A 26386-nucleotide genomic window follows, 5' to 3' on the forward strand; every position below is an offset into this window, starting at 1 on the left:
TGACCGCTCGGATCATTACTGGGCGATACGTTACACTGTTGCATTATTTTCTTCGGGCATGTCCTCGCCATGAAATTTTTCCCGATCATTCTTGCGTTGATTGCCCTGGCCGGATGCGCCAGCGGCCCTCGGCTCGATACCAGCCATCCTTCCGTCAACCACGACAGCCGCATCCAGTTTGTCGTGGTTCATTACACCTCCGCCTCCCTGGAGCGCTCCCTGGCCTTGCTAACCCATGGCGAAGTCAGCGCCCATTACCTGATCGGCGACGATAAGGACGCCACCATCTACCAATTGGTGGATGAAAGCCGGCGCGCCTGGCATGCCGGGGAAAGCGAATGGCAGGGCCGAACCTGGCTCAACTCCAGCTCCATCGGCATCGAAATCGTCAATCAAGGCTATGTCGACACGCCTGAAGGACGTCGTTGGTACCCCTACAGCGAAGCCCAGGTGCAATCGTTGATTGTCCTGCTCAAGGACATCACCCGCCGTAACGGGATCAACCCGGTCAATATCATTGGCCACAGCGACATTGCCCCCATGCGTAAGCTGGATCCCGGGCCGCTGTTTCCCTGGAAACGCCTGGCACAAGCGGGCCTGGGTGTCTGGCCGGACGAAGGGGCTGTCGCGCGTCAACAGGCGGCTTATGCCGGGCAACTGCCCAGCGCCAGCTGGTTCCAGGCTGAACTGGCCCGCCTTGGCTACCCGACGCCACGTACCGGCGAGTGGGACGTCGCCACCCATCAGGTACTGGCCGCCTTCCAGATGCGCTACCGGCCAAGCCGTTTCGACGGGGCGCCGGACGCCCAAAGCGCGGCGATTTTGCAGGTGCTCAACCAGACAAAATAATGACGCTCGTCTGACTAAACGGGCCGAATCCAAAACAGCAGCTATAACTCATTGGTAACTTTCGGATTACCGCTGATGACAGCTGCACGCGAGACCCTGCAGAGCTGGCTCCATCGCCCTATTTTCCTGGCGATGATGGCGGCTGCCCTGAGTACGGTGCTGCTGTTGGCCGGAAGCCTGTTTGTAGTGATGCAGCAGATCCAGCAGCGTGAAAGCGAGCAGATGAATGCCCAGGGCGAGCGTTTCCTGCAGCGGCTGGAACAGCTTTTCGGGCAGTTGCGCGAAAGTCTCGACGATTTGCAGGCGCAACCTCTGCGCGGCTGCAACGACGACATGATCGCCACGTTGCAGCAGGTGAGCTTCAACTACCGCTTTGTCTATGAGGCGGCTTATCTGGATGCCAACGGTGTCTGCTCGAATCGTCCGCGCCAGAGCGGTATGTCGTTGGTTCGCCCGCCCGATTTGCGCGGCCCGGCCTATAGCTATTGGCTCAACACCACCACCGAGCCCGACGAGAACCGCGCGGCGTTGATGTTGGGGCGCGGCAATTTCCGTGTCGCCACGTCTCGCGGGCACCTGACCGATGTGGTCGACCTGCCGCCCGGCAGCAGCCTGCTGGTGGTCCTGGATCATGGTGAGCGGGCGATTCCGGTATTGGGCAGCGCGCAGCGTTGGCCCCCGACGGAGCCCTGGCCGCTGAAAAGCCAGCAGTCCCTGCAAGTCACCCAGACCCGGCTGATCTATCGGATGCCGACCGACAATCCGGAATATCAACTGGTGCTCATTACACCGCGCAACGGTCTGCGCATCCCGGCCAATGCCTGGTGGATGTTGCCCATCAGCCTGATGCTGGGGCTGGGGATCGGCTTCCAGGTCTTCCTGCTGGTGCGCCAGCGCCAGTCCATGGATGCCGAGTTGCACGGGGCTATCCGGCGCGGTGAGTTGCAGGTCTTGTATCAGCCGATCTTCGATCTGCACAGCCGCAACTGCGTCGGTGCCGAAGCGCTGCTGCGCTGGCGGCGGCCCGACGGCACGCTGACCAGTCCGGACCTGTTCATCCCGATGGCGGAAAATACCGGGCAGATACGCCAGATCACCGATTTCGTCCTGCAGCGGCTGTTCGACCAGTTGGGCCAGCTGTTGCGGGCCAATCCGCACCTGTATATCTCGGTGAACCTGGCGGCGTGTGACGTGATGGTGCCTCGCATCGGCGAGGTGATTGCCCGCTTGCTGGCGCTGCATCGGGTGTCGGCGCGCCAGATAGCCTTTGAAGTGACCGAGCGCGGCCTGGTTGATGTGCTGGTTGCGAGGGATAATCTGCAATCGCTGCGTGATGTCGGGCATCAGGTGCTGATCGATGACTTCGGCACCGGCTATTGCAGCCTCGCCTATCTGCAAACGCTGCCGATTGATTGCCTGAAAATCGACAAGGCCTTCATCGATGCGCTCGGTCATGACGCCGCCAGCAGTGGCGTGGCCCCGCACATCATCCGCATGGCCCACGCCCTGGAACTCAAGGTGATCGCCGAAGGCATCGAGCATGAGGCCCAGGCGTCCTACCTGAGCAGTGAAGGCGTGAAGTTCGGCCAGGGCTGGTTGTTTGCCCATGCGCTCAGCGCGGTGCAGCTTATCGAATTGATTACCCGTGGGCGGCGCCTGCTTGGACGGCGCCTGGACGACGAAGCCTGATGGCCCCTCAGACGGTCAGTGCCATGTAGAACTGAGTGCCCTGCCCTGGCCTGGAATAAACGCCCATCCGTCCACCGTGGAGCTGGACGATTTCCTTGCACAGCGCCAGACCGAGGCCGGCGCCGCCCTTTTTGCGCCCGACCTGGACGAAGGGCTCGAAGATCCGTCCTTGCTGGCCGTAGGCAATGCCCTCGCCATTGTCTTCGACACTGATGATCACCCGCTCGCCGTGGCGCCGGGCCTGCAGGCGGATCTGGCCGTCGCCGTTGGTGTGGCGCATCGCGTTGTCGATCAGGTTGTCCAGGACGCGGTCCAGTTGCGCGGCATCGGCGTGCAGGCGCGGCAAGGGGCCCTGGATCTCCACGAGCAGCTCGATGCCCTTCTCTTGCGCCTGCCTGGCAAAGCGCATCCTGGCCGTTTCCAGCAGGTCTTCGATGGAGCAAGGCGCCAGGGTGAGCTTTTGCAGGCCATTCTGGTAACGGGAAAAATTCAGCAGGTCGTTGATGAGCTGCATCAGCCGCTGCATTTCTTCGTTGACGGTGTTGAGCAGGTCCGCCTCGCGTGAATCTTCGGGGAAATGCATGCGTTCCTGCAGTAGCCCGAACGCCATGTGCATGCCCGTCACCGGTGTGCGCAACTCGTGGGACGCACGCAAGACAAACTCGCTGCGCACCCGTTCGAAGGCGCGTTGTTCGGTGACGTCGTGCAGGATCATCACCGCGCCGAGAATCTGGCCCTGGGTATGGATGACGGGCGTGAGGCTGTAAGTCAGCACCCGGGACTCTCCATCCACTTCGATGCTCAAGTCGTCCGGTGCGCGCTCCTGGGTGCCACCGCGCAGTACCAATTGCAGCTCTTCATCCAGCTCGACGCGTCCAAGGGCCTCGCCCAACCCCTGGCCCAGGCGCTCCTCGTCCCAGCCCAGTTGACGCTGGGCCACCGGATTGAGGTGTTCCAGGTGGCCCTGGCGGTCGATCATCAGCAAGCCGTCGTCGATGCTGTCGAGGACCGCTTGCAGGCGCTGCTGGCCGGCGAGCAACTCGTCGACGTTGGTGGCCTGATGTTCCCGTAACGCCTGGGCCATGATGCCGAAGCGACGCGTCAGCAGGTTCAGTTCAGCCGCCGAGGAAACCGGCAATGTCACTTCGAAATTGCCTTGGCCGATATCATCCGCCGCCGCGGCTAGGGCCTCGATCGGCCCACCGAAACGTCGCGCGATGCCGTGGGCGGTAATGAAACCGATGATCAGCACAGCCAATCCCACCAACCCCAGCAGGCCGGAAATCAGCAACGCACGGGCGCGGGCGCGGTCCTGGGTTTCGCTGATCTTGTTCAGGGCATGGCGGTAGCCTTCGATCAACCCTCCGCGCAGCACGTTGAATTTTTGCGTCAGGTCCTGGATGCCGGTCAGTTGTGTCGGTTGCCGACGAGAGGCCTCGAAGGCCTCGAGGAAACTGAGGTAGTCGGCTTTTGCGCGGCTGAAGCTGGTGGTCGATTCAGCCAGTTGCTGCTCGTGGGCAATACCTTCATCCAGCAACTCGAAATACTGCCGTTTGGATTGTTCCAGCACTGTCAGGTCGGGGTTTTCCTCCAGCATGATCATTAATTGATCACCGAGTGTCTGGCGCAGCTTGAGGCCCAGGTCCAGCAGGAAAAAGTTGTCACGCACCGATTGTTCCTGGGTATTGGCCATCTGCATGACGCTGACCAGGCCGAGCAGCAGCCCCAGCAACGCCACGGTAATCAGTGCCGAGATACTGAGAAACAGCCGTGTGCGCAGCTTCATCGCCAGTTTCATAAGATGGCGCTCATAAGTTGTATTGCTTGCGTTTGCGATACAACGTGGAGGCGTCGATACCCAGGGTCTTTGCCGCCTGGTCCAGCGTGTCGGCGGTGGCCAGCACTGCGCCGATGTGGGCCTTTTCCAACTCGTCGAGGCTCAGCGCCGCGCCGATCCGCGGGGCGTTGTTGACCGGTTGCTCGGCCATGCCCAAATGGCTGATCTCGACCTTCTCCTGTGGGCAGATGATGCTGGCACGCTCGACCACGTTGCGCAGTTCGCGGATGTTGCCGGGCCAGCGATAGCCCAGCAGCGCTTCGCGGGCCTCATCGCTGAAACCCCGGGCCGGGCGCGCGTATTCCTTGACGAAGCGCGCCAGGAAGCGATCGGCAAGGGTCAGGATGTCTTCGGCCCGCTCGCGCAGTGGCGGCAGATGCAGGGTGATCACGTTCAGGCGATACAGCAGGTCCTCGCGAAAACGCCCGTCGCGCACCATGTCCTCAAGGTTGAGGTTGGTCGCCGCGAGAATCCGCACATCGGCCCGGCGAGTGACCGGGTCGCCCACTCGCTCGTATTCCTTGTCCTGGATGAAGCGCAACAACTTGGGCTGCAATGTGAGGGGAAAGTCGCCGATCTCGTCGAGAAACAGCGTCCCGCCATCGGCCTGGTTGACGCGCCCCAGGGTGCTTTCGCTGGCGCCGGTAAATGCGCCACGGCTGTGGCCGAACAGTTCGCTCTCCATCAGCTCGGTGGTCAGCGATGGGCAGTTGATGGTGACGCAGGATTTTTTCGCGCGTTTGCTCCAGCCATGAATGGCCCGCGCCAACTCGCCTTTACCAGTCCCGGACTCGCCGAGAATAAGGATGTTGGCGTCAGTGCTGGCGACCTGGCGCGCGGTTTCCAGCACCACTTTCATTGCCGGGCTGTGGGAGTCGAGTCCGTCCTTGGGCTTGCGCACCTCGCCTTCGAGGGCTTCGAGCCGGGCGGACAGCTGGCGCACTTCCAACTGCTTTGCAGTTGCCAGGCGCAGTTGGTCAGGGCTGCACGGCTTGACCAGGTAATCAGCGGCGCCGGCCTGAATCGCGTCGACGGCGGTGTCCACCGCGGAATGCGCGGTAACAATGACCACGCGCATCCATGGCGCCTGGATGCGCATCTGCGCCAACACATCGAGGCCATTGTCCTCACCCAGGCGCAGATCCAGGAAACACAGGTCGAATACCTGGCGCTGCAGCAGGGCGTCGGCCTGGGCTGCGCTGTTGGCGGTGGCGACGGTATAACCTTCGTCTTCCAGGCAATAACGGAAGGTACGCAGGATGGCGGACTCATCGTCTACCAGCAGAATGCGGCCTTGATGCTCAGTGGCGGATTCCATTTTTCCTACGCTCCTTAAAGAATGATGATGATTAGTGTCAGAAAAATCGGGCAAGTTGCATGGTCGATTCTGACCGAATATTACCCATCGAGCGTGCGTCTGTGGACCGTCGGTTCACAACAAACTGATTTTAAAGCGTTTTTTCCCCGCCTCCGGGCTTCATACGTTTCGGCTCGCTCATTCCGACATCCGTTTCCGACTTTCAATTCAAAAAGAATCTTACGCCTGTTCTGCGGACAGTCGTGCAGAACGCACGACGCTTGGCTGGGCCATCGTGCAGGATGCGCCCCGGCTGGTTTTTATTGTGGTCATAACCTATTGATTTTAAAGGTATTTATGTGCGCTTTATTTCTGGCACGGCGGCTGCAATGTCCTAGTCAACGTGGCGTTTGAGCGCCTCAACCAGATCACCGCTAGGGTGGGGAGGAATTCCAGGATGAATCGTCAACGTGCCGCCCAATTTCGCATCAGCCCCCTGCATATCCAGCAGGGCCTGTGGGCTGTCCTCGCCCTGTTGATTACTCTCGTGGCCGGTCAGCAATTGATGCTCTGGCACGAAAGCCAACAGCCGGAAGCGCCGCTGGTATCGGTTCAACGAGCTCCCCAGACCCATTTCACTTCCGTCAGCAACCTCGCCGATGCAGCCGCTTCGATGCGCATGATGGAAGTTGACCAGGCGCAGACCGCCATCGACATGCCCCGTGAAGAACGCTGGGTCTTCTGATCCGCTGAACCGGCTGTCCGTTGTGTCGGAACCATTACCGCCAGACCCTAACTAAATAGAAAAGTGTAAGGAGAATCATAATGTTGAGCTGGGCAATTACCTTCCTGATCATTGCCATCATCGCTGCCGTACTGGGCTTCGGTGGTATCGCGGGCACCGCTACGGGCATCGCCAAGATTCTCTTTGTCGTGTTCCTGGTCATGTTCATCGCATCGTTCTTCTTTGGCCGTCGCGGCCGAGGCTGACCCATGAACCGGTCATTAAAAGGACTGGCCGCCGCCCTGCTTCTGGGCGGCAGCGCCATGGCGATGGCTGCCAATGATGGACAGATGCGGGTCAACCAAGTGCTTCAGGCAGATCCGCAGTACCGCGAGACCTGGCAGCAAGTGGTCAAAAAGGAGGAACGTCTGCCGGAGTGGGTCATGAATCTGACCGGTACTTCCGAGCAGATGAACGCGGTCGAGGAGGACGGCGATAAATATCTGGTCGGACCTTTGTGCGAAACCCAGGATACCTGCCGCAGCAAGCGCTTGTTCGTTGCCTTCAGCTTCGACAAGGACGAGGCCTACGCGTTGTTGGTAGAGGTCCCCGCCGGACTGCCGGCCGACAAGTCGCCAACCCGCCACGCGGACTACCGCTTTCTCGGCAACCCCGACGAAGGTATGCAGGAAATGTTGATGGAACAGCTCAAGAAAGATCCGAATTGGTACTGACTTGAAAACAAGGAAGACAGCCATGTCTTTCTTTCTGCGAGGCCCGAGGAGGGCCGTCGCATGACCAGGGGGCTGGGACGTTCTGACCATTGAAGGTCGGAGTGACCTACGGGCACAAGGGGTGCCTGCGAAAGGGCCGGGTCAGGTAAAAAGCTGCGACGCAAGTTCGCAAAGCCATCTTGGCTTTAGCGAACTTGCGGAGAGCTAGAACTGCTGGGCCTTGTGCCAGAGCGGTTGGTTCCTTGCGGCGAGAGTCCTCGCATGTGTTGCGGCGTATTGCCTCGCCAAATTCCTTTGTCTACTGATGCCTGACCGTATATCGGAGAGCGCCCATGGCGTTTTTGTGATCAACGCAGGCTCGATGCGCTGTCCTTTCATCAGCTTCCGGGCAAGCCACGTTGAGTCCGGCTACGCTGAAACGGCCGGTCCACGGCAGTTATACCCGCATAAATGGCGTCTTCGAACCGACTGGGACGCGCGTTTCATTCGCGTAATCTCATGCCGATTCGGCATAGGGTAGGCGTTTACGGCATTAGACGATCCCCCCTTGCATCGCAATAGTTGCGCCTTTTTTCGCCTGCCAGTGAGCCGCCGTGGCCGCTCGGGCCAACCTTATACGGGGGCAGAGGACACGAATTGCGATCGTCTACGCTGATCGGTTCAGGTCACTGCCCGAGTCAAACTGAAGTAAGGGTAATGATATGAAGAAGGCACGACTAAGCCTCGCCTGGCAGATCCTCATCGGTCTGGTGCTCGGGATTGCAATCGGTGCGCTGCTCAACCACTTCAGTGCCGAGAAGGCCTGGTGGATCAGCAATGTGCTGCAACCGGCGGGCGATATCTTTATCCGTCTGATCAAGATGATTGTGATACCGATCGTGATCTCTTCGCTGATTGTCGGTATTGCTGGCGTGGGAGATGCGAAGAAACTCGGGCGAATCGGTTTCAAGACGATCGTCTACTTTGAAATCGTCACCACCATTGCCATTGTCGTCGGCCTGTTGCTGGCCAACTTCTTCCAGCCGGGCAATGGCATCGACATGAGCACCCTCGGCACGGTGGATATTTCCAAGTACCAGGCCACTGCCGCCGAAGTCCAGCATGAACATGCGTTCATCGAGACCATCCTCAACCTGATTCCGTCGAACATCTTCGCGGCGGTTGCCCGCGGCGAGATGCTGCCGATCATCTTCTTCTCCGTCCTGTTCGGCCTCGGTTTGTCGAGCTTGCAAGCGGATCTGCGCGACCCGTTGGTAAAGATGTTCCAGGGCGTGTCGGAGAGCATGTTCAAGGTCACTCACATGATCATGAATTACGCCCCGATCGGTGTGTTCGCGCTGATCGCGGTGACGGTCGCCAACTTCGGTTTCGCCTCCCTGCTGCCATTGGCGAAACTGGTGATCCTGGTTTACGTCGCCATCGCCTTCTTCGCTTTTGTGGTGCTGGGCCTGATCGCGCGCTTGTTCGGCTTTTCGGTGATCAAGCTGATGCGCATCTTCAAGGATGAACTGGTGCTGGCTTATTCCACCGCCAGTTCCGAAACCGTGCTGCCGCGGGTGATCGAGAAGATGGAAGCGTACGGCGCGCCGAAAGCCATCTGCAGCTTCGTGGTTCCTACCGGTTACTCGTTCAACCTCGATGGCTCGACGCTGTACCAGAGCATCGCGGCGATTTTCATCGCGCAGTTGTATGGCATCGACCTGTCGATCAGCCAGCAGTTGCTGCTGGTGCTGACCCTGATGGTCACCTCAAAAGGCATCGCCGGCGTGCCGGGCGTTTCCTTCGTGGTCCTGTTGGCGACACTGGGCAGCGTGGGTATTCCGCTGGAAGGCCTGGCGTTCATTGCCGGTGTCGACCGCATCATGGACATGGCCCGTACCGCGCTGAACGTCATCGGCAACGCCTTGGCCGTGCTGGTCATTTCCCGCTGGGAAGGCATGTATGACGATGCCAAGGGCCAGCGTTACTGGAACTCCCTGCCGCACTGGCGCAGCAAGGAGCCGCTGCCGGCGGGGGAAACTTCCAGCCGTTGATTACTGAACATCAAATGTGGGAGTTTGGGCCAGCAGCAACGCGCCTGAACAACCACGGTCATTGTGGGAGCGAGCTTGCTCGCGATAGCGTCAGTTCAGTCAAAATTAAAGTTGCTTGACACACCGCCATCGCGAGCAAGCTCGCTCCCACAGGACCTCCTACAGATTTGCGGTTCCTGTGCAGTGCCAACCAGACCCCGGAGAAATCCGGGGTTTGTCGTTTCTGCCGGCCCCGCTATCATTCGCCGCATCTTCCGGGGGACTTACCGATGCTCAATGGCCTGTGGCTTGGCTTCTTTATCGTGGCAGCCGTGTCGGCGCTGGTGCAGTGGCTGGTCGGCGGCAACGCCGGCATTTTCGCGGCGATGGTGGAAAGCATTTTTGCCATGGCCAAGCTGTCGGTGGAGGTGATGGTCCTGCTGTTCGGCACTTTGACGCTGTGGCTGGGCTTCCTGCGCATTGCGGAAAAAGCCGGCATTGTCGATTGGCTGGCCAAAGCCCTCGGCCCGCTGTTCCTGCGCTTGATGCCGGAAGTCCCGGCTGGCCATCCGGCCATCGGCCTGATCACCCTCAACTTCGCGGCCAATGGCCTGGGACTGGACAACGCGGCCACCCCGATCGGCCTGAAGGCCATGCGCGCCCTGCAAGACCTCAACCCCAGCCCGACCATCGCCAGCAACGCGCAGATCCTGTTCCTGGTGCTCAACGCATCGTCACTGACACTGCTGCCGGTAACGATTTTCATGTACCGCGCCCAGCAAGGCGCGCCGGACCCGACCCTGGTGTTCCTGCCGATCCTGCTCGCCACCAGCGCCTCGACCCTGGTGGGGCTGTTGTCCGTGGCGTTCATGCAACGGCTGCGCTTGTGGGATCCGGTGGTGCTGGCCTATCTGATCCCGGGTGCGCTGGTGCTGGGTGGTTTCATGGCGTTGCTGGCGACGCTCTCGGCCACGGCGCTGGCGGGGCTCTCATCGATTCTCGGCAACTTGACGCTGTTTAGCCTGATCATCCTGTTCCTGGTGGTGGGTGCGCTGCGCAAGGTCAAAGTGTATGAGGCCTTTGTCGAAGGCGCCAAAGAGGGATTCGACGTCGCCAAGACGCTGCTGCCGTATCTGGTGGCGATGCTCTGCGCTGTCGGTGTGCTGCGGGCTTCGGGGGCGCTGGATTTCGGCCTGGACGGTATCCGCCATCTGGTGCAGTGGGCCGGCCTGGACACGCGTTTCGTCGACGCCTTGCCCACCGCCATGGTCAAGCCGTTCTCCGGCAGCGCCGCCCGGGCGATGCTGATTGAAACCATGAAGACCTCCGGGGTGGACAGCTTCCCGGCCCTGGTGGCGGCGACCATCCAGGGCAGCACCGAAACCACGTTCTACGTGCTGGCGGTGTATTTCGGCGCCGTGGGCATCCAGCGAGCCCGTCACGCGGTGGGTTGCGCCCTGCTGGCCGAGCTGGCCGGGGTTATAGCGGCTATCGGAGTCTGCTACTGGTTCTTTGGCTGATCTGTAGGAGCGGGCCTGCTCGCGATAAGGTCCGCAGGACCTTCAGTCCTTCACCTCGAACCTCAACACGCCGATCATCTGGCCATTTTCGGTAAGTATCCGCACTTGCCATTTGCCCGTCGGGTTGTCCGGGAAGTTCTGCTTGTGGGTCCAGGCGCGATAGCCTTCCTTGCGTCCGCCATGGATGTCCAGGGCGATGCGATCCACCTCTTTGCCGTTGAACTGCCAGACGTGGTAGATCCGCTCATCGAGCCCGCGCGGTGCGTTGATGGCGGTGTAGGCGTACAGGCCGTTGCCACGGATCTGGGCCGCGCTGACTTCCTTGAGGCTGGCGCCAGGCGTGCGGTCTTCCAGCTGGGTACTGATTGCCACTTCGGTCATCCAGAGCGTGGCGGGTGGCACCCAGGAGCGCAGCACCCAGCCGGCCGCGCCGATGCCCAGGGTGATGCACAGAATAGCCAGGGCGTTGCGCACGGTGCGGATCGGGAAGATCGAGGCCAGGCTCGGGAACGACAAGAGCATGGCGATGCCCAGTGCCAGCTTGAAGCTCTGGTCAGTGGTCAGGTGCAGGATCACCGGCAGCGCGGTGAGCAGGGCGGCGAACAGCGTCAGCGTGTGCAACGCCAGGAACGCCCAACGCCGGGGGGCGAGCCATTTGTAGTACAGCGGATCGATGATCGAGACCAGCGCCGACGCCGCGAGCAGGCCGGTAAAGAGCAGTTGGCTGCTGTTCCAGGTTGTCGTGATGAAAAAAAACGGCAAGACGAAGAACAGGCTTTCCTGGTGGATCATCTGCGTGGCGTAACGCAGCAGCGGCTGGGGTATCTCCCGTTTGAAGATCCGCGTGAACAGCCGCGTCAGGCTGTTCTCCAGCATCAGCCAGAGCCAGCTCACCAGCATCATGATGGCGATCCAGGTCGCCAGACCCTGCTGGCGATCCACCAGCATGAAACTGCCGACCCCGGAAATAAAACCGCCGAGCGCGATGACCCCCGGATAGCGCTTCATCAGTTCGAGGATGCGCTGGATTAAATGAGTCAGGTTCGGCATCGGCGGTTTCACAGTAAGTCTTGGGGAATATCCCTGACAGAGTATCGCCAGGACGGTGACATGGCGAGGATCGCGACGCATGCCGCGATGATCTTTCGTGGCGAGGGAGCTTGCTCCCACAGGTGTATCAGTCTGGCTGCGGTCGTGCCCTGCGACTCCATCGCCAGCCAATACCCGCCAGCAGCAACACCACCAACCCAGCCAAGACCCAAACGAGTTCGTCATCACCCAGCAACGGCTTCTCGATCCGCAGGTAACCCGGGTCCTTGAGCAGTTCGCGCAGGGCCTGGTTGGCCTGCTCCAGGCTGACAGCCTGCAAGCGGGCGGCCGGGTTGGCGAAGCGGCCATCCTCATAATCGCCTAGGGCGCCCCAGTAATAGTCGGCCAGCGCGCTGTTGCCTTGCACCGCCCAGGACTGATGGGCGATAGCGGCGCGTTTGATCCGCACGAAGCTCTCGGGGTCCAAGCCGTCCTTGAGCAGCGTGCCGCGCAATTGTTCCAATACCTGCTCGGCTTTCGGCAGGTCTTCGCGCGCCAGGTCGGCGTTCAGGCTGAGAAAACCGACACCGCCAAAAACTTCCCGCTCCACCCAGGGGCCGTAGGACAGGCCGTTGGCCAGGCGCAACTGGCGATAAAGTGCCCAGTCCAGATAATCCTTGAGCAGGTCGAAGGTTTCGTCGTGCTGCTGTTCCAGCACCGGTTCCGGGAACAACCAATGAAGCTTGGCGCCATCGCCGGCCAGGCCGCGAATCAGGTTGCGTTTGGTGACCGCGCTGTAGCGGATCTGCGGCAGTGGTTCGTGGACGCTGGGCTCGACCGGTTCGAGTTCGCCGAAACTGCGTTCCAGGTAGGCCGGCAGCAACCGGTCGAGATCGCCGACGACGATCAGCGTCATGTTGTTGGAGGCATACCAGGCCTTGCGCACCTGCTCGACCCGGGCAAGCGTGAGGTGTCCGACCTCGGCCCGTTCCGCGCACCGCAAGCCCAGTTCCACGGCCAATTGGTTGCTGGCTTTATGGCCCAGGTCCTGTCGGTCGAGCCAGCGTTGCAGATGCGTGTAGTGACCGCCGTCCTCGCGCTCGACCACCCGTTTGGCCGCCTCCAGGGCTTTTTCGTCGATGCGGGTGCGGGTCAGCAATGCCAGCAACAGGTCGAGGACCTTGCGCTGATTGCGCGCCGGCGCCTCGATGACAAACGTCGTATCGGCATTGCTGGTAAAGGCGTTCCACTCGCCGCCCAGGGCCTGCATGCGTTCTTCCAGGCCACCTTCGCCGCTGTCGTCGACCCCGCTGAACAGAAGATGTTCGAGCAGATGCGGCAGCTCCTTGTCGGCGCAGTTGAAATCGTCCAGGCCCACGCCGACCACCAGCCGAATCGCCACGTGCCCGCGTTCGGTGCCGGGCTTGAGCAACAATTGCAGGCCGTTGGGCAACGTATAGCCTTCGACCTGGAAGCGATCCTGGGCAATGGCGGGGAGTGAGCCGAACAAAAGCAAGGCGAGCAGCAGACAACGCATAACAGGCTTCCTGGCGGCTGAGTGAATATCCATGGTGCCGGGTCAGCCTTCATCGCGAGCTCGCTCCCACTTCGCGGAGTTGTCTGGCTGGCGATGGGCTTGAGCCCCGGCCCCTTTTAATGACTGACCAGGACGCCAGTCGTTCAAGGCGAATGGGTGATGTCGGAAATTTCATCGGCGGCCAGGGCGCCGATCTCCGAAGTTTCCAGCACCACATAGGCGCTGCCGCAGAACAGCGAGTTCAGGCGCCGCATGTCAGCGATCAGCTCAAGATGCAGGGAACTGGTCTCCAGGCTTTGTACGACCTTGCGCTGCAGACGGCTGACATGGGCGTGGGCCATCCGCCGTTCCTGCGCGCGAAAGCGACGTTTCTCACGCAGCAACTGCCGTGCGCTTTCCCGATCGGCACTCAGGAACACCGTCAACCCCAGCCGCAGGTTGGCCAGCAGATGGCTGTGCAGCCCCGCCAGTTCTTCCAGGCCCACATCGGAAAACGACCGGCGTTGCGCGGTCTTCTGCTGCTGGACCTTGCGCAGCATGCGTTCGATGAGATCGCTGGCCAGCTTGAGATTGATCGCCAACTCGATGATTTCCGCCCAGCGGCGGCTGTCCTGTTCGCTGAGGTCCTCGCGGGGCATTTGTGCCATATACAGCTTGATCGCGCTGCACAGTGCTTCGACATCGTCGCTCATGGCGCGCACTTGCTGGGTGATCGCCGTCTGCTCGCCGCGCAGTACGCCGAGCATGGCTTCGAGCATGTTTTCGATCAGGTCGCCGATGCGCAAGGTTTCCCGGGCCGCGTTCGCCAGGGCCAGGCTCGGGGTAGCCAGGGCGGTGGAGTCGAGGTGCCGCGGCTTGGCCGTACCGTTGGTGTCCGGGCGCTCCGGCAGCAGCCAGGCGCAGAGCCGGCCCATCGGCCCGACGCTGGGCAGCAATACCAGGCAACGCACGGTGTTATAGAGCAGGTGAAAGCCGATGACGGTTTCCTGGTGGCTGAAATCCAGGCTGTCCAGCCAGCCCACCAGCGGATCGAGTACCGGAATGATCAGCAACAGGCCAATCAGCTTGTACAGCAGGCTGCCGAGCGCAACCTGACGTCCGGCGGCGTTCTGCATGCTGGTGCTGAGAAACGCCAGGATGCCGCTGCCGATGTTGGCGCCGATCACCAGGCCGATAGCCACTGGCAAACTGATCACCGCCGCGCCGGCCAGTGTCGCGGTCAGCAGCACGGCGGCGAGGCTGGAGTAGGAAATCATGGCAAACAGCGCGCCGACCAGCGCATCGAGCAGGATATCGCCGGTCAGTGAGGCGAAAATCACCTTCACTCCCTGGGCCTGGGTGATGGGCGCAGCGGCTTCGACGATCAGTTGCAGGGCCAGGATGATCAGGCCCAGGCCGATGCCGACACGGCCCATTTGCCCGACGCGCGTCTGTTTGCGCGACAGGAAAAAAATCACCCCGAGGAAAATCAGCAACGGTGACAGCCACGACAGGTCGAGGGTCAGCACCCGTGCCATCAGCGCGGTGCCGACGTCGGCACCAAGCATGGTCGCCAGGGCGGGCGTCAGCGACATCAGGCCCTGGCCGACAAAAGAGGTGACGAGCATGGCCGTGGCGTTGCTGCTCTGGACCATGGCGGTGACCATGATCCCGGCGATGAAAGCCAACCAGCGGCGGGACATGTTCTGGCTGATGACGTGACGCAGGTTCGAGCCATAGACCCGCAGAATGCCGGTACGGACGATGTGCGTGCCCCAGATCAGCAAGGCCACGGCGGAGAGCAGATTCAGCAGGGTCAGCATGAGAAGCCCCCTGTTAGCGTCCCAAAGGAACAAATTGACGATGCCACATCGTTCTACTGGTACTTAAGCTGTAGTTGGCGAATGGTTCGGACGCCAGCATTGCATAGCTGAAGATGGCTTTGAAACAAAACTGTCATGAAAATACTTCCTCGAAAACACCCAAACCCCCTGTGGGAGCGAGCTTGCTCGCGATGAGGCCATAACATCCAACATCTTCTTCGGCTGTGAGGCCGCTATCGCGAGCAAGCTCGCTCCCACAGGTATTGCATCCGGCCGCTTTCTGCAGGCATGAAAAAGGGGCTCCCAAGAGCCCCTTTGTTTACTGCCCTGCGCCTTTACTGACCCGGAACATCCTTGCGCAGTTTCACCGGATCCTGCTGCTTGCGCTTGCGTGCCATCGCGGTACGCATCTTGATGTTGATCGCTTCCACCGCCAGCGAGAACGCCATGGCGAAGTAGACATAGCCTTTAGGCACATGCACATCGAACGATTCGGCGATCAGTACGGTACCGACCACCAGCAGGAACGACAGCGCCAGCATTTTCAGCGACGGGTGCTTGTCGATGAACGTGCTGATGGTGCCCGAGGCCAGCATCATCACCAGTACGGCGACGATGATCGCGGCAACCATGACCGGTACATGGGAGACCATGCCGACCGCGGTAATCACCGAGTCCAGGGAGAACACGATGTCGATGATCGCGATCTGGATGATGGTGTAGATGAAGTTGCCGCCCTTGACCGAAGGCTCGTCGCTGTTTTCCTCTTCGCCTTCCAGCGCGTGGTACATCTCCTGGGAGCTTTTCCACAACAGGAACAGGCCACCGAAGAACAGGATCAGGTCGCGGCCGGAGATGCCCTGGCCGAACACTTCGAACAGATCGGCGGTCAGGCGCATCACCCAGGTGATGGACAGCAGCAACAGGATCCGCGTGATCATTGCCAGCGCCAGGCCGAAGATCCGGGTGCGTGCCTGCATGTGCTTGGGCATGCGGCTGACCAGGATCGAGATCATGATGATGTTATCGATACCCAGGACGATTTCCAGGGCGGTCAGGGTAAAGAAGGCAACCCATATTTCCGGGTTGGTCAGCCATTCCATGTGAGTTCCTTTGAGCGAGTGTTAGGCCGCGCCGCGCCTTCGGTTAACCGACAGGGGCGACGCGGCGGGCGTTGCTTTTATAGAGTGCTGAACAGCGGAAAAATCCCCATCAGCAAGGCGGCGAACATTATGCACAGGCAAACCAGTACTGCCCACTTCAAGGTGAAGCGTTGGTGATCGCCGAATTCGATCCCGGCCAGGGCCACCAGCAGGTAAGTCGACGGAACCAGCGGGCTCAGCAGGTGAACGGGTTGGCCGACGATCGAGGCACGGGCCATTTCCACGCCAGTGATGCCGTAATGGCTGGCTGCTTCGGCCAAAACTGGTAACACCCCGTAATAAAATGCATCGTTCGACATGAAGAAAGTGAACGGCATGCTCACCAGGGCGGTGATGACTGCAAGGTAAGGACCGAGGAAGTCCGGGATCACTGCCAGCAGGCTCTTGGACATGGCATCGACCATGCCGGTGCCCGACAGGATGCCAGTGAAGATACCCGCCGCGAAGATCAGCCCGACCACCGCCAACACGCTGCCGGCGTGAGCCGCGACGCGGTCTTTCTGTTGTTGCAGGCACGGATAGTTGACGATCATCGCGATACTGAACGCCACCATGAACAGCACTGGCAGCGGCAACAGGCCAGCGATCAGCGTGCACATCAGGGCCAGGGTCAGTGCGCCGTTGAACCAGATCAGTTTCGGACGGCGGGCGTCCGGGAACTGCGAGACGCTGATTTCGCTGTGGTCCATGTCGTCACCGGCCAGGTGCAATTCACCCAGGCGCGCACGCTCGCGTTTGCCGTACATGTAGGCAATCGCCAGGATCGCCACGACGCCGGCGAGCATCGCCGGGATCATCGGGACGAAGATGTCCGACGGATCCACATGCAGCGCACTGGCCGCCCGGGCGGTTGGCCCGCCCCAAGGGGTCATGTTCATCACGCCGCCGGCGAGGATGATCAGGCCCGCCATGATCTGCGGGCTCATGCCGATACGGCTGTAGAGCGGCAGCATGGCGGCCACGCAGATCATATAAGTGGTCGCGCCGTCACCATCGAGGGAAACGACGAGCGCCAGAACGGCGGTGCCGACCGAAACTTTTAAGGGGTCGCCCTTGACCATCTTGAGGATCTTGCGCACGGCCGGGTCGAACAGGCCGGAGTCGATCATCAGGGCGAAATAGAGAATCGCGAACATCAGCATCACCCCGGTCGGGGCAAGCTTGGTGATGCCTTCGAGCATCATCGGGCCGATCTTCGGCGCAAAGCCACCGAACAGCGCGAACAGGATCGGGATGATGATCAGGGCGATCAGCGCGGACAGGCGCTTGGTCATGATCAGGAACATGAACGTGATGACCATGGCAAAGCCAAGGAAAGTCAGCATGGGAAATACTCCAGGCGTGGCGCGGCGGGCAAAGGCGAACCGGAACGGTCAGCGCAGGATGCAGGGCTCGGGACGGACGGATGGAGGGGGTGCAACGGGACGGGTAGCAGCGGACATCAGAATCACCATTGTTGTTGTTAAAAAGGCCGCACGAGCATTCGAAAGCTCGTTTCTGGCCACCGGTCTTTTGCCGGTAGGTGAGGCGATCCTAATCGCGCAAGCTTTCAGCAGCCTTTCGCTGTAGCAATGGCTGATGACCAGCCTGCTTTCGTGGCGAGGGAGCTTGCTCCCGCTGGGCTGCGAAGCGGCCCCGAGGATTTTGCGGCCGCTACGCGACCGAGCGGGAGCAAGCTCCCTCGCCACAAAAGCAATCAGCGTTTCACTTCAATGCCGAAAGATTCAACGGCCGCACCGCGCCCATCCAGATCGCATGATCGGTGTGATCGGCCAGATCGTCACCCGTATCCGGGTGCAGGAATATCACCAGCCCGTTGCGATTGAGCGCCAGCCACGGCAGGACCACGCCGATGTACTGCGGATCGAATGCCAGCTGGCAGCTCCAGTCCGGGTGCGGGCCGACCGGCCGTTGGTGAACCCGGCCCATCTTCAGCGCAAACAGCTGCGCGGCTTGCTCACACAAGGCCCGCGCCTGATCGATGGTGCCGGCGTCGAAATAGACATGGGCGTGATAGCCCTTGATCCGTTGCATCTGTCACTCCTCGAAAGGCCAGCCGAACCCTCGCGGTTAACCACGGGTCAGAGCCTTTACACGCGGGAAAAAAGGAATACCAGCCATGAGAAACGCCGAAACCCCGGTCATCAAAGTGGTGCTCTATGGTGCCATGAGCAGCCTCGGAAGTGCGTTGATGGCTGAGCTGTTGCGACGCCAGCACGAAGTCATCGCCGTCCTCGATGATCTTACGGCCTTGGCGCCACGCCCGGGCCTGCGGACCAAGACCGGCGACCTCTTCGACCCCGAACGGGTCAAGCAGAGCGTTGCCGGCGCCACTGCCGTGGTGTGCCTGTTGAACGCGCCGGGGCTGCCAATGAACAGCGAGCAAGTGGAGCGCACGCTCATTCCCGGCCCGGTGGAGCAGGTCCTGGCCGTGGATGCGCTGATTGCAGGCATGCAGGCGGTCAATATCCCCCGGCTGTTCCTGGTGGGCGATTTCGCTGCCCTCGATGAGCAGGAAGCCGAAGATGACTTGCAGCGCCATGCCGCCGAGGAAATCCTCGACGCCCTGAAAAACAGCGCCTTGCAGTGGACCCTGGTCAACGCGCCCTACGCCGCTCCGGGCTTGAGCATCGAGCATTTCAGCCAGGTCAGCACCAGCCTGGAGTCCGGGATGGCCGAGTCCCTGGAGCGTCTCAATCGGGTGGCCGTGGGCATTGTCGATGAGCTGCGCTCGAACCTGCATGTGGGCGAGCATGTGAGTTTCGTGGCGGCTGACTGATCGCTCGCGCGGTCGGCGACTGTGGCTTGAGGCTGGTCTCGACACATTCTGTTCGTATTTGCGGAAACGTCCTGCACCGCGCCCTACATCGTGCCCAACCCCTTCGGAATAGCCTGTTCGAACGGCTAGAAGGGAGCGGCACGTATGGCGAATCATGGCTACATGACCATTACCGGCGAGGTCCAAGGACTGATTTCAGCGGGATGTTCAACCCAGGGCTCCATCGGCAACAAGTGCCAGGCGGCCCATGCCGACGAAATCATGGTGCTTTCCTACAGCCATAACATGGCGAACATCGGGAATATCAATAAAGCCACGCATCGTCCAATCATCATCAGCAAGAACGTCGATAAATCCTCACCCCTTATTGCCCAGGCGCTCTCCAGCCGAGAGGCGATACATTGCTTCATCAGCTTTTACCGAATCTCCTCGTTTGGATTATTGGAGAAGTTCTACACCATCGAGGTCAGGGGAGGGGTCATCGCCGACCTCACCCTGGATATGCCCCATGTGATCCTCCATAGCGACGCCGAGCCACAAGAGCATGTCGCCATTCGCTACCGCGACATCATCTGGACCCATCACCTGGCGGGAACCAGCGGCTACAGCTCATGGCAGTCCGAGGAATGAAACAGTCGGAAGAACGTTGCCAGCCCGGTAGTTGCGACTATTGGACAGTCAGCCAGGCCGCCGCGAACCTGAGCAACCAGGCGTGCACATTGGCGGCCCGACACATCAGCGATGGGACGCTGCGCATCCAGTTCAATCGCGAGGTGGCTTATTACGCCAGGGGCATCGTCAACGATGTAATACGCTCCATTTATCTTGAGTCTGAGGCGACGGATGAATAGTCTAGTTGTTTCCGTCCTGTATATATCGTTCTCACTTATCTCCTTTTCTTTGCTGTTTTTTTTATCGCGGCATTTCTCTGGTAAATAAGTTCAGGTGGCGATGGTTTATTGTGTGCACTATCTCAACCATTCTTGTTGCGTCAGTGCATATGAGCACCGTTGAGTATGGATACGAGATCATGATTCCGGCGTTGAAGCCTATTCTCAAGGGCAATGATGTGGTTGGCTGGACCGCCTTTATCAGCATGTTTCTTCAAACATGCTGCGTTCCGACGCAATACGAGCCGAGGAAATGGTTTGGGCAAAAACAATAGCGCTTGAATTCGGAGGCGAAAAAATAAAATCCGCAATGTATTGATAATATCTCTGATATTTATATATTTATTTCTGTACGCATCAATGCCTTTCTCTAAAAACCGTAAACCTCAGCCAGCTCCCTCAAACCGCAATCGAAGGCAGCGGCAATCCTGTAAGCGACTCCGCACTATTGGCCTGTTCTTCCATCAGCCAATCCACAAACAGTTTGATCAGCACGCCCCGGCGCTTGCGCTGGGGCAAGACCACGTAATATCCCAACCGGGACAGTACCGTCTCAGCGATCGGGCGACACAGTAGTCCTTGCGCGAGCAAGTTATCCACAAGGTGCCGCCAACCTATAGCGACGCCCTGGCCGCCAATCGCCGCCTGGATGAGCAAGGTGTAGTTGTCGAAGCGCAGTTGGCCCGGCGCCGGCGGCGAGGTGATGCCGAGTTCACGAAATACGCCGCTCCAGTCGAACCAGGCGCTGCTGTTGCCGCCACGCAAATGCAGCAGCGGGAATTCCGCGAGGGCGTGGGCGGGCAGGGGTTGGGGGCGCTCCTTGAGCAGGAGAGGGCTGCATACAGGAAAGACTTCTTCGCTGAAAAGCCAACGACTTTCGCCCTGTTTGAAGCGACCGTCGCCAAACAGCACCGCAACATCGATATCAGTGCGCAGCATGTTGTGGTTGCGCTCACTGGTTACCAGGCTCACATCCACCTGCGGATTTGCCGCGTGGAACCGATGCAGTCGCGGCATCAGCCAATAGGCGGCGAAAGCGAAATCCGTCGCGACTTGCAGCACTTCATGCTGGTGCTGGGCCGTGATCGCGTTCAGCCCCGCATCGATACTTTGTAAACCGGCCTGGACCTGCTCGAACAGGATTGCGCCGGCCTCGGTCAGTTCGATGCCCCGATAAATGCGATCAAACAGGCGTGTGCCCAACTGCTCTTCCAGCCGTTTGATCTGCTGGCTGATGGCGGGTTGGGTCGTGCCCAGTTCGATCGCTGCCGCAGTAAAACTTTGCTGGCGAGCCGCTGATTCGAAGGCGCGGAACAGATCCAGGGACAGGTCACCCAAGGCGTCATACATAAGCTCAGCTTATCCTAGTCATTATCTTGCATGGGCTTTACCCCAACCAGCATGGGCTACATGCTCGTTCGCAGCAATATCGCATAACCGTCCACTATGGAATGCCGCGAATACATGAAGCGCAAGAACATTCTTTTCATCATGGCCGATCAGATGGCCGCGCCAATGTTGCCGATCTACGGTCCGTCACCCATCAAGCTGCCCAACTTGTCACGCCTGGCCGACCAGGGCGTGGTATTCGATGCCGCGTACTGCAACAGCCCGCTCTGTGCGCCGTCACGCTTTACACTGGTGAGCGGTCAGTTGCCGAGCAAGATCGGCGCCTATGACAACGCGGCGGATTTTCCGGCGGACGTTCCGACTTATGCCCATTACCTGCGCCGTCTCGGCTATCGCACGGCGTTGTCCGGCAAGATGCATTTTTGCGGGCCGGACCAGTTGCACGGTTACGAAGAGCGCCTGACCAGCGACATCTATCCGGCGGACTACGGCTGGGCTGTGAACTGGGACGAGCCGGATGTGCGGCCGAGCTGGTATCACAACATGTCGTCGGTGTTGCAGGCCGGACCGTGCGTGCGCACCAATCAGCTGGATTTTGATGAAGAGGTGGTGTTCAAGGCGCAGCAGTACCTGTTCGACCACATCCGCGAGGACGGCGACCAGCCGTTTTGCCTCACCGTATCCATGACACACCCACACGATCCGTACACGATTCCCAAAAAATTCTGGGATCTGTATGACGACAAAGACATCCCGCTGCCCTACACCCCGGACCAGACAGAGCTTGATCCACATTCCCAACGCCTGTTGAAAGTCTATGATCTGTGGGGCAAGCCGCTGCCTGTGGATAAGATCCGTGATGCTCGCCGCGCCTACTTCGGCGCATGCAGCTACATCGACAGCAATGTCGGCAAGTTGCTGCAGACGTTGGAAGACACCGGGTTGCTCGACGACACCATCATCGTGTTCTCTGGCGATCACGGAGACATGCTTGGCGAAAAAGGCCTCTGGTACAAAATGCACTGGTTTGAAATGGCCGCCCGCGTGCCGCTGCTGATCAGCGCCCCAGGCCAGTTTGCCAGCGGCCGCGTCAGCGCGGCGGTGTCCACCGCCGACCTGCTGCCGACCCTGGTCGAACTGGCCGGCGGCACGCTGGAGGCAGGTTTGCCGCTGGATGGACGTTCGCTGGTTCCGCATCTGCAAGGGCAGGGCGGGCACGATGAAGTCTTCGGTGAGTACATGGCCGAAGGCACCGTCAGCCCGCTGATGATGATCCGTCGCGGCCCGTGGAAATTCATCTACAGCGAAGATGACCCATGCCTGTTGTTCGACCTGCGCAATGATCCCCAGGAGGTTGCGGATCTCAGCCAGTCGCCCGAGCATCAGGCGCTGTTCAACGATTTTCTCGCCGAAGCTCGGGCCAAATGGGATATTCCAACCATTCATCAACAGGTGCTCGCCAGCCAGCGACGCCGTCGTTTCGTTGCCCAGGCGCTGACCCTGGGCAAACTCAAGAGCTGGGATCACCAGCCGCTGGTCGATGCCAGCCAGCAATACATGCGCAACCACATCGACCTCGATGATCTGGAGCGCAAGGCCCGTTATCCACAACCCTGCCAATAGACCAATAACGTAAGGGGAAGCGCATGCAAAAGTTATCCACAGTACTGACCGCCGGGCTGTTGGCGTTGAGCAGTGTTTCGGCGTGGGCCGAGCAGAGTTGCGAGACCGTGAAGATGGCCGATCCGGGCTGGAGCGATATCGCCGCGACCAACGCCATCACCGGTTTCCTGCTTGAGGGCATGGGCTACAAGGCCAAGGTCGACACCTTGGCGGTACCGATCACGTTCGGTGGCCTGAAGGATGGCCAGGTTGATGTTTTTCTGGGTAACTGGATGCCGGCGCAACAGGGGTTCTATGACAAGTTCGTCGCCAATGGCGATGTCACGCAATTGGCGAAGAACCTGGACGGCACCGAGTTTACCCTGGCGGTGCCGGACTACGTCTGGGACGCCGGTGTGCATAACTTTGCCGACTTGAACAAGTTCGCCGATAAATTCGACAAGAAAATCTACGGCATCGGCTCCGGGGCTCCGGCGAACCTTTCGCTGAAAGAAATCATCAAGACCAACGATTTCGGCATGGGCGAATGGAAACTGGTGGAGTCCAGCGAGCAGGCAATGCTGGCGGAAGTCTCCCGGGCCGTGAAGAAGCAGAAATTCGTGACGTTCCTCGGCTGGACCCCGCACCCGATGAACGTGCAGCTGAAAATGCATTACCTCAAGGGCGGCGAGAAATACTTTGGCGATACCGGCAGCGTGTACACGCTGACGCGCAAGGGTTATGCACAGGCCTGCCCGAACGTTGGGAAGCTGCTGACCAACCTGAGCTTCACCCAGGAAATGGAAAACAGCATCATGGCCGAAGTGGTGAACAAGAAGGTCAGCAACGCCGAAGCGGCCAAGGCCTGGATCAAGGCCAACCCGGCGGTGCTGGACAAATGGCTGGACGGCGTGAAGACGGTGGATGGCAAGGACGCGCTGGCGGCGGTCAAGGCCAAGCTCTAGGCATAATGGTGTGGGAGCGGCTCTTGTGGCGAGGGGATTTATCCCCGCTGGGTTGCGAAGCGACCCCATGTATCGCCTCGGTGTGTCAGGACAATGGTGTTGAACTGTCCGGGGTCGCTCCGCAACCCAGCGGGGATAAATCCCCTCGCCACAGGGAGAACGGTGCCTTGTCCTGATACCCTTGCTTCCAAACCCCATCTTTGAGGCTCCATGGCAATCCCCACGCGCCATTCGCTGTTTCCGTTCCTCAGCTGGCTGCCCCGGCAGACCCGCGCCAGCGTCGGCCGTGACCTGATCGTCGGCCTCAGCGGCGCGATTCTCGCGTTACCGCAGTCCATTGCCTACGCACTGATTGCCGGCCTGCCGCCGGAATACGGCTTGTACGCGGCAATCGTGCCGGTGCTGATCGCCTGCCTGTGGGGATCGTCCTGGCATTTGATCTGCGGTCCTACGGCGGCAATCTCCATCGTCCTCTACGCCACTGTCAGTCCTCTGGCCGTACCGGCGACTCAGGACTACATCACTTTGATCCTGCTGTTGACGGTGCTGGCGGGTATTTTCCAATGGCTGCTGGGATTGTTGCGTTTCGGTGCACTGGTCAATTTTGTCTCACACTCGGTCGTACTCGGCTTCACCCTGGGCGCGGCGGTAGTGATTGCGCTGGGGCAGTTGCCGAATCTGCTGGGCCTGGACTTGCCGAACGAAGCCACGGCCCTGAAGGGCCTGCTGATGCTGGCCAGTCACATCGGCGCGGTGGACAAGCCTTCAATGTTGTTGGGATTGGCGACACTGGTGGTCGGGGTGGTGCTCAAGCGCTTGCTGCCGCGCTGGCCGAGTCTGCTGATCACCCTCGTGATCGCCAGCCTGGTGGTCTGGTCCTGGCCCGGAATGTTCGGGCATGTGGCACTGGTCAGCGCCTTCGTCGGACGCCTGCCGCCGCTTACGCCGCTGCCCCTGGACCTGGAGTTGATCTTGCGTCTGCTGCCCGGTGCGGTTGCGGTGGGCATGCTCGGGCTGGTGACCAGCCTGTCCATCGCCCGCTCGTTGTCGGTCCGTTCCGGGCAACTGCTTGATGCGAATCAGGAGGTCCGGGCGCAGGGGCTTTCCAATATCGTCGGAGGATTTTTCGCCGGATCGCTGTCAGCCGGCTCCTTTACCCGTTCCGGTCTCAGTTATGAAGCGGGTGCCTGTTCGCCCTTGGCCGGAGTGTTTTCGGCATTGTGGGTGGCGCTGTTCGCGGTTACCGGCGCGACACTGATCGCGCACATCCCCATTCCCGCCATGGCCGGCAGTATTTTGCTGATCGCCTGGGGCCTGGTGGACCATCGGGGTATCCGGGCGCTGTACCGCGTGAGTCGTTCCGAATTCCTGGTGATGGGGCTGACCTGCCTGGCCACGCTGCTGCTTGAACTGCAAACGGCTATCTACGCTGGCGTGTTGGCTTCGCTGTTTTTCTATCTCAAGCGCACTTCGCAACCGCGGGTGCAGCATTTCCGGGAAGGTGAGGCGGACGTCTTGCGGGTGGGCGGCTCGATCTTTTTCGGCGCCAGCCATTATTTGCAAGTGCGCCTGCAACGCATGCCCGCCCAGCAGGTGATCATCGATGCCCAGCAGATCAACTTCATCGACTATTCCGGCGTCGAAATGCTCCACCAGGAAGCCCGGCGCCTGCGCGGCCAAGGGCGTAGCTTGACCTTGCGCGGGGCAAGGCCACCGGTGGTGGAGGAATTGCTGAAGCTGGAAGGACCGGAGAAATGCCCGATCCTCTTCAGGGATTGATCGCAGCGAGCTCACGGCGCAACTCTGCCAGCACCGGGGCGGTGTCCGGACGTACGCCACGCCACAGGAAAAACGCTTCGCCCGCCTGTTCGGCGAGCATGCCCAGGCCATCCATCACCACGGCCGCGCCGTGTTCTTCGGCCCAGCGGCAGAATGACGTCGGCTCCTTGCCATACATCATGTCGTAGCAGAACGTCTTGCCCGGCTCGATCAGACTTGCGGCGATCGGCGGTACATCGCCTGACAGGCTGGCGGACGTGGCATTGATGATCAGGTCCACCGGCTCGCGCAACCAGTCGAAACCGCTGGCCGAGACCGGACCCAGGTCGGCGAACAGCTCAGCCAGCAATTCAGCTTTTTCCACCGTGCGATTGGCGACGATCAGCGATGACGGCGCTTCGGCCAGCAAGGGTTCCAGGGCGCCCCGTACCGCGCCGCCCGGCGCCCAGCAGCAGGATGCGCTTGCCCTTGAGGCTGAACCCGGCGTTGACGGTCAGGTCCCGAACGAGTCCGGCGCCGTCGGTGTTGTCGCCCAGCAGGCGACCGTCGGCCTGTTTGCTCAAGGTGTTGACCGCCCCGGCCCGTTGCGCCCGTTCGGTCAGGCTGTCAGCCAGGCGAAAGGCGTCCTCCTTGAACGGCACGGTGACATTTGCCCCACGCCCCTCACGGAAAAATTCCCGGGCGCAAGCGGCGAAGTCCTCCAGCGGCGCCAGCAGCGTGGTGTAGTCCAACGCTTGCCCGGTCTGCTCGGCAAACAGGCGATGGATCAACGGCGACTTGCTGTGGCCGATCGGGTTACCCATTACAACGTAGCGATCCATGGACCTT

The 26386-nt window shown here is 60.4% G+C and carries 22 protein-coding genes and 1 pseudogene; 13 read left to right on the plus strand and 10 right to left on the minus strand.

Going from position 1 to position 26386, the window contains the following annotated elements; genetic code table 11:
- The first annotated feature begins 69 nt into the window (after nt 1–69).
- Both PSH78_RS00195 and PSH78_RS00200 read left to right on the plus strand, forming a co-directional pair.
- Entirely contained in the window at nt 70–849 is a 780-nt protein-coding gene (locus PSH78_RS00195) for an N-acetylmuramoyl-L-alanine amidase (protein WP_305497779.1), read from the plus strand.
- A 75-nt stretch (nt 850–924) separates the two neighbouring features.
- Entirely contained in the window at nt 925–2538 is a 1614-nt protein-coding gene (locus tag PSH78_RS00200; RefSeq protein ID WP_305497780.1) for an EAL domain-containing protein, read from the plus strand.
- A gap of 7 nt (nt 2539–2545) precedes the next feature.
- Here the strand turns inward: PSH78_RS00200 and PSH78_RS00205 are convergent, their stop codons facing one another.
- Together PSH78_RS00205 and algB are read right to left on the minus strand one after the other, a co-directional pair.
- A complete protein-coding gene (locus PSH78_RS00205; RefSeq protein WP_305497781.1) occupies nt 2546–4336 on the minus strand; it encodes an ATP-binding protein in 1791 nt (596 codons plus the stop codon).
- Nucleotides 4337–4346: 10 nt separating this feature from the next.
- The gene (algB, locus tag PSH78_RS00210) at nt 4347–5693 is read right to left on the minus strand and encodes a sigma-54-dependent response regulator transcription factor AlgB (protein ID WP_305497782.1); all 1347 of its coding nucleotides are present in this window, start codon (nt 5691–5693) and stop codon (nt 4347–4349) included.
- Nucleotides 5694–6129: 436 nt separating this feature from the next.
- On the opposite strand from algB, the gene PSH78_RS00215 reads away from it, so the two are divergent.
- From PSH78_RS00215 to PSH78_RS00235, 5 genes are all read left to right on the plus strand, one after another.
- Entirely contained in the window at nt 6130–6417 is a 288-nt protein-coding gene (locus PSH78_RS00215) for a hypothetical protein (protein WP_305497783.1), read from the plus strand.
- 80 nt (nt 6418–6497) lie between these two features.
- Nucleotides 6498–6662 (plus strand): DUF1328 domain-containing protein, encoded by a 165-nt coding sequence (locus tag PSH78_RS00220; RefSeq protein ID WP_003177151.1) that lies wholly within the window; start codon nt 6498–6500, stop codon nt 6660–6662.
- Nucleotides 6663–6665: 3 nt separating this feature from the next.
- Nucleotides 6666–7130 (plus strand): inhibitor of vertebrate lysozyme family protein, encoded by a 465-nt coding sequence (locus PSH78_RS00225; protein ID WP_305497784.1) that lies wholly within the window; start codon nt 6666–6668, stop codon nt 7128–7130.
- A gap of 701 nt (nt 7131–7831) precedes the next feature.
- Nucleotides 7832–9163, plus strand: coding sequence for a glutamate/aspartate:proton symporter GltP (gene gltP, locus PSH78_RS00230; protein WP_305497785.1), 1332 nt, complete (start codon nt 7832–7834; stop codon nt 9161–9163).
- A gap of 269 nt (nt 9164–9432) precedes the next feature.
- Nucleotides 9433–10662: a nucleoside recognition domain-containing protein gene (locus PSH78_RS00235; RefSeq protein ID WP_305497786.1), complete on the plus strand. Its 1230-nt coding sequence runs from the start codon at nt 9433–9435 to the stop codon at nt 10660–10662.
- A 42-nt stretch (nt 10663–10704) separates the two neighbouring features.
- Here the strand turns inward: PSH78_RS00235 and PSH78_RS00240 are convergent, their stop codons facing one another.
- From PSH78_RS00240 to PSH78_RS00265, 6 genes are all read right to left on the minus strand, one after another.
- Nucleotides 10705–11712, minus strand: coding sequence for a DUF5924 family protein (locus PSH78_RS00240; protein WP_305497787.1), 1008 nt, complete (start codon nt 11710–11712; stop codon nt 10705–10707).
- Between the two features lie 127 nt (nt 11713–11839).
- On the minus strand, nt 11840–13228 hold the full coding sequence (locus PSH78_RS00245; protein WP_305497788.1) for a pitrilysin family protein: 1389 nt from the start codon (nt 13226–13228) through the stop codon (nt 11840–11842).
- Nucleotides 13229–13371: 143 nt separating this feature from the next.
- Nucleotides 13372–15030, minus strand: a complete 1659-nt coding sequence (locus PSH78_RS00250; protein ID WP_305497789.1) for a Na/Pi cotransporter family protein — start codon at nt 15028–15030, stop codon at nt 13372–13374.
- A 335-nt stretch (nt 15031–15365) separates the two neighbouring features.
- Nucleotides 15366–16133 carry a TerC family protein gene (locus tag PSH78_RS00255; RefSeq protein ID WP_305497790.1) on the minus strand — a complete coding sequence of 256 codons (768 nt, stop codon included), beginning with the start codon at nt 16131–16133 and terminating at the stop codon, nt 15366–15368.
- A 77-nt stretch (nt 16134–16210) separates the two neighbouring features.
- Nucleotides 16211–17518 carry a CitMHS family transporter gene (locus tag PSH78_RS00260; RefSeq protein WP_305497791.1) on the minus strand — a complete coding sequence of 436 codons (1308 nt, stop codon included), beginning with the start codon at nt 17516–17518 and terminating at the stop codon, nt 16211–16213.
- Nucleotides 17519–17897: 379 nt separating this feature from the next.
- Nucleotides 17898–18227, minus strand: a complete 330-nt coding sequence (locus tag PSH78_RS00265; protein WP_305497792.1) for a DOPA 4,5-dioxygenase family protein — start codon at nt 18225–18227, stop codon at nt 17898–17900.
- Between the two features lie 85 nt (nt 18228–18312).
- Here PSH78_RS00265 and PSH78_RS00270 point away from each other — a divergent pair, with 85 nt between their 5' ends.
- The 3 genes from PSH78_RS00270 (at nt 18313) to PSH78_RS00280 (ending at nt 19823) form a co-directional block, all read left to right on the plus strand.
- Entirely contained in the window at nt 18313–18972 is a 660-nt protein-coding gene (locus PSH78_RS00270) for an NAD(P)-dependent oxidoreductase (RefSeq protein ID WP_305497793.1), read from the plus strand.
- Nucleotides 18973–19116: 144 nt separating this feature from the next.
- Complete coding sequence (locus PSH78_RS00275) at nt 19117–19602, plus strand: Hcp family type VI secretion system effector (RefSeq protein WP_305497794.1); 486 nt, start codon at nt 19117–19119, stop codon at nt 19600–19602.
- Nucleotides 19599–19823 (plus strand): hypothetical protein, encoded by a 225-nt coding sequence (locus tag PSH78_RS00280; RefSeq protein ID WP_370871041.1) that lies wholly within the window; start codon nt 19599–19601, stop codon nt 19821–19823. The genes PSH78_RS00275 and PSH78_RS00280 overlap by 4 nt, the downstream gene beginning before the upstream one ends.
- A 438-nt stretch (nt 19824–20261) precedes the next feature.
- On the opposite strand, the gene PSH78_RS00285 is transcribed toward PSH78_RS00280, so the two are convergent.
- Entirely contained in the window at nt 20262–21212 is a 951-nt protein-coding gene (locus PSH78_RS00285) for a LysR family transcriptional regulator (RefSeq protein ID WP_305497795.1), read from the minus strand.
- A gap of 114 nt (nt 21213–21326) precedes the next feature.
- Between PSH78_RS00285 and betC the strand changes: the two genes are divergently transcribed.
- The 3 genes from betC (at nt 21327) to PSH78_RS00300 (ending at nt 25558) form a co-directional block, all read left to right on the plus strand.
- Nucleotides 21327–22835: a choline-sulfatase gene (betC, locus tag PSH78_RS00290; RefSeq protein ID WP_305497796.1), complete on the plus strand. Its 1509-nt coding sequence runs from the start codon at nt 21327–21329 to the stop codon at nt 22833–22835.
- 23 nt (nt 22836–22858) lie between these two features.
- Nucleotides 22859–23779, plus strand: coding sequence for a choline ABC transporter substrate-binding protein (gene choX, locus PSH78_RS00295; RefSeq protein WP_305497797.1), 921 nt, complete (start codon nt 22859–22861; stop codon nt 23777–23779).
- Nucleotides 23780–23989: 210 nt separating this feature from the next.
- Entirely contained in the window at nt 23990–25558 is a 1569-nt protein-coding gene (locus PSH78_RS00300; RefSeq protein ID WP_305497798.1) for a SulP family inorganic anion transporter, read from the plus strand.
- On the opposite strand, the pseudogene aroE reads toward PSH78_RS00300, so the two are convergent.
- A pseudogene (aroE, locus tag PSH78_RS00305) lies at nt 25548–26379 on the minus strand (shikimate dehydrogenase). The gene PSH78_RS00300 and the pseudogene aroE overlap by 11 nt on opposite strands.
- Between the last annotated feature and the right edge of the window lie 7 nt (nt 26380–26386).

The sequence above is a fragment of the Pseudomonas sp. FP198 genome (assembly GCF_030687895.1).
In the GTDB taxonomy this organism is placed as follows: Bacteria; Pseudomonadota; Gammaproteobacteria; order Pseudomonadales; family Pseudomonadaceae; genus Aquipseudomonas.

Excerpts from the sequence above, each read along its gene's own strand:
- PSH78_RS00195 (WP_305497779.1), top strand. The coding sequence starts at position 70 with ATGAAATTTTTCCCGATCATTCTTGCGTTGATTGCCCTGGCCGGATGC.
- choX (WP_305497797.1), top strand. The coding sequence starts at position 22,859 with ATGCAAAAGTTATCCACAGTACTGACCGCCGGGCTGTTGGCGTTGAGC.
- PSH78_RS00245 (WP_305497788.1), bottom strand. The coding sequence starts at position 13,228 with ATGCGTTGTCTGCTGCTCGCCTTGCTTTTGTTCGGCTCACTCCCCGCC.
- PSH78_RS00240 (WP_305497787.1), bottom strand. The coding sequence starts at position 11,712 with ATGCCGAACCTGACTCATTTAATCCAGCGCATCCTCGAACTGATGAAG.
- PSH78_RS00220 (WP_003177151.1), top strand. The coding sequence starts at position 6,498 with ATGTTGAGCTGGGCAATTACCTTCCTGATCATTGCCATCATCGCTGCC.
- PSH78_RS00260 (WP_305497791.1), bottom strand. The coding sequence starts at position 17,518 with ATGCTGACTTTCCTTGGCTTTGCCATGGTCATCACGTTCATGTTCCTG.
- PSH78_RS00280 (WP_370871041.1), top strand. The coding sequence starts at position 19,599 with ATGAAACAGTCGGAAGAACGTTGCCAGCCCGGTAGTTGCGACTATTGG.
- PSH78_RS00215 (WP_305497783.1), top strand. The coding sequence starts at position 6,130 with ATGAATCGTCAACGTGCCGCCCAATTTCGCATCAGCCCCCTGCATATC.
- PSH78_RS00235 (WP_305497786.1), top strand. The coding sequence starts at position 9,433 with ATGCTCAATGGCCTGTGGCTTGGCTTCTTTATCGTGGCAGCCGTGTCG.
- PSH78_RS00275 (WP_305497794.1), top strand. The coding sequence starts at position 19,117 with ATGGCGAATCATGGCTACATGACCATTACCGGCGAGGTCCAAGGACTG.
- betC (WP_305497796.1), top strand. The coding sequence starts at position 21,327 with ATGAAGCGCAAGAACATTCTTTTCATCATGGCCGATCAGATGGCCGCG.
- PSH78_RS00250 (WP_305497789.1), bottom strand. The coding sequence starts at position 15,030 with ATGCTGACCCTGCTGAATCTGCTCTCCGCCGTGGCCTTGCTGATCTGG.
- PSH78_RS00205 (WP_305497781.1), bottom strand. The coding sequence starts at position 4,336 with ATGAAACTGGCGATGAAGCTGCGCACACGGCTGTTTCTCAGTATCTCG.
- PSH78_RS00225 (WP_305497784.1), top strand. The coding sequence starts at position 6,666 with ATGAACCGGTCATTAAAAGGACTGGCCGCCGCCCTGCTTCTGGGCGGC.
- gltP (WP_305497785.1), top strand. The coding sequence starts at position 7,832 with ATGAAGAAGGCACGACTAAGCCTCGCCTGGCAGATCCTCATCGGTCTG.
- PSH78_RS00265 (WP_305497792.1), bottom strand. The coding sequence starts at position 18,227 with ATGCAACGGATCAAGGGCTATCACGCCCATGTCTATTTCGACGCCGGC.
- PSH78_RS00285 (WP_305497795.1), bottom strand. The coding sequence starts at position 21,212 with ATGTATGACGCCTTGGGTGACCTGTCCCTGGATCTGTTCCGCGCCTTC.
- PSH78_RS00270 (WP_305497793.1), top strand. The coding sequence starts at position 18,313 with ATGAGAAACGCCGAAACCCCGGTCATCAAAGTGGTGCTCTATGGTGCC.
- PSH78_RS00200 (WP_305497780.1), top strand. The coding sequence starts at position 925 with ATGACAGCTGCACGCGAGACCCTGCAGAGCTGGCTCCATCGCCCTATT.
- PSH78_RS00255 (WP_305497790.1), bottom strand. The coding sequence starts at position 16,133 with ATGGAATGGCTGACCAACCCGGAAATATGGGTTGCCTTCTTTACCCTG.
- PSH78_RS00300 (WP_305497798.1), top strand. The coding sequence starts at position 23,990 with ATGGCAATCCCCACGCGCCATTCGCTGTTTCCGTTCCTCAGCTGGCTG.
- algB (WP_305497782.1), bottom strand. The coding sequence starts at position 5,693 with ATGGAATCCGCCACTGAGCATCAAGGCCGCATTCTGCTGGTAGACGAT.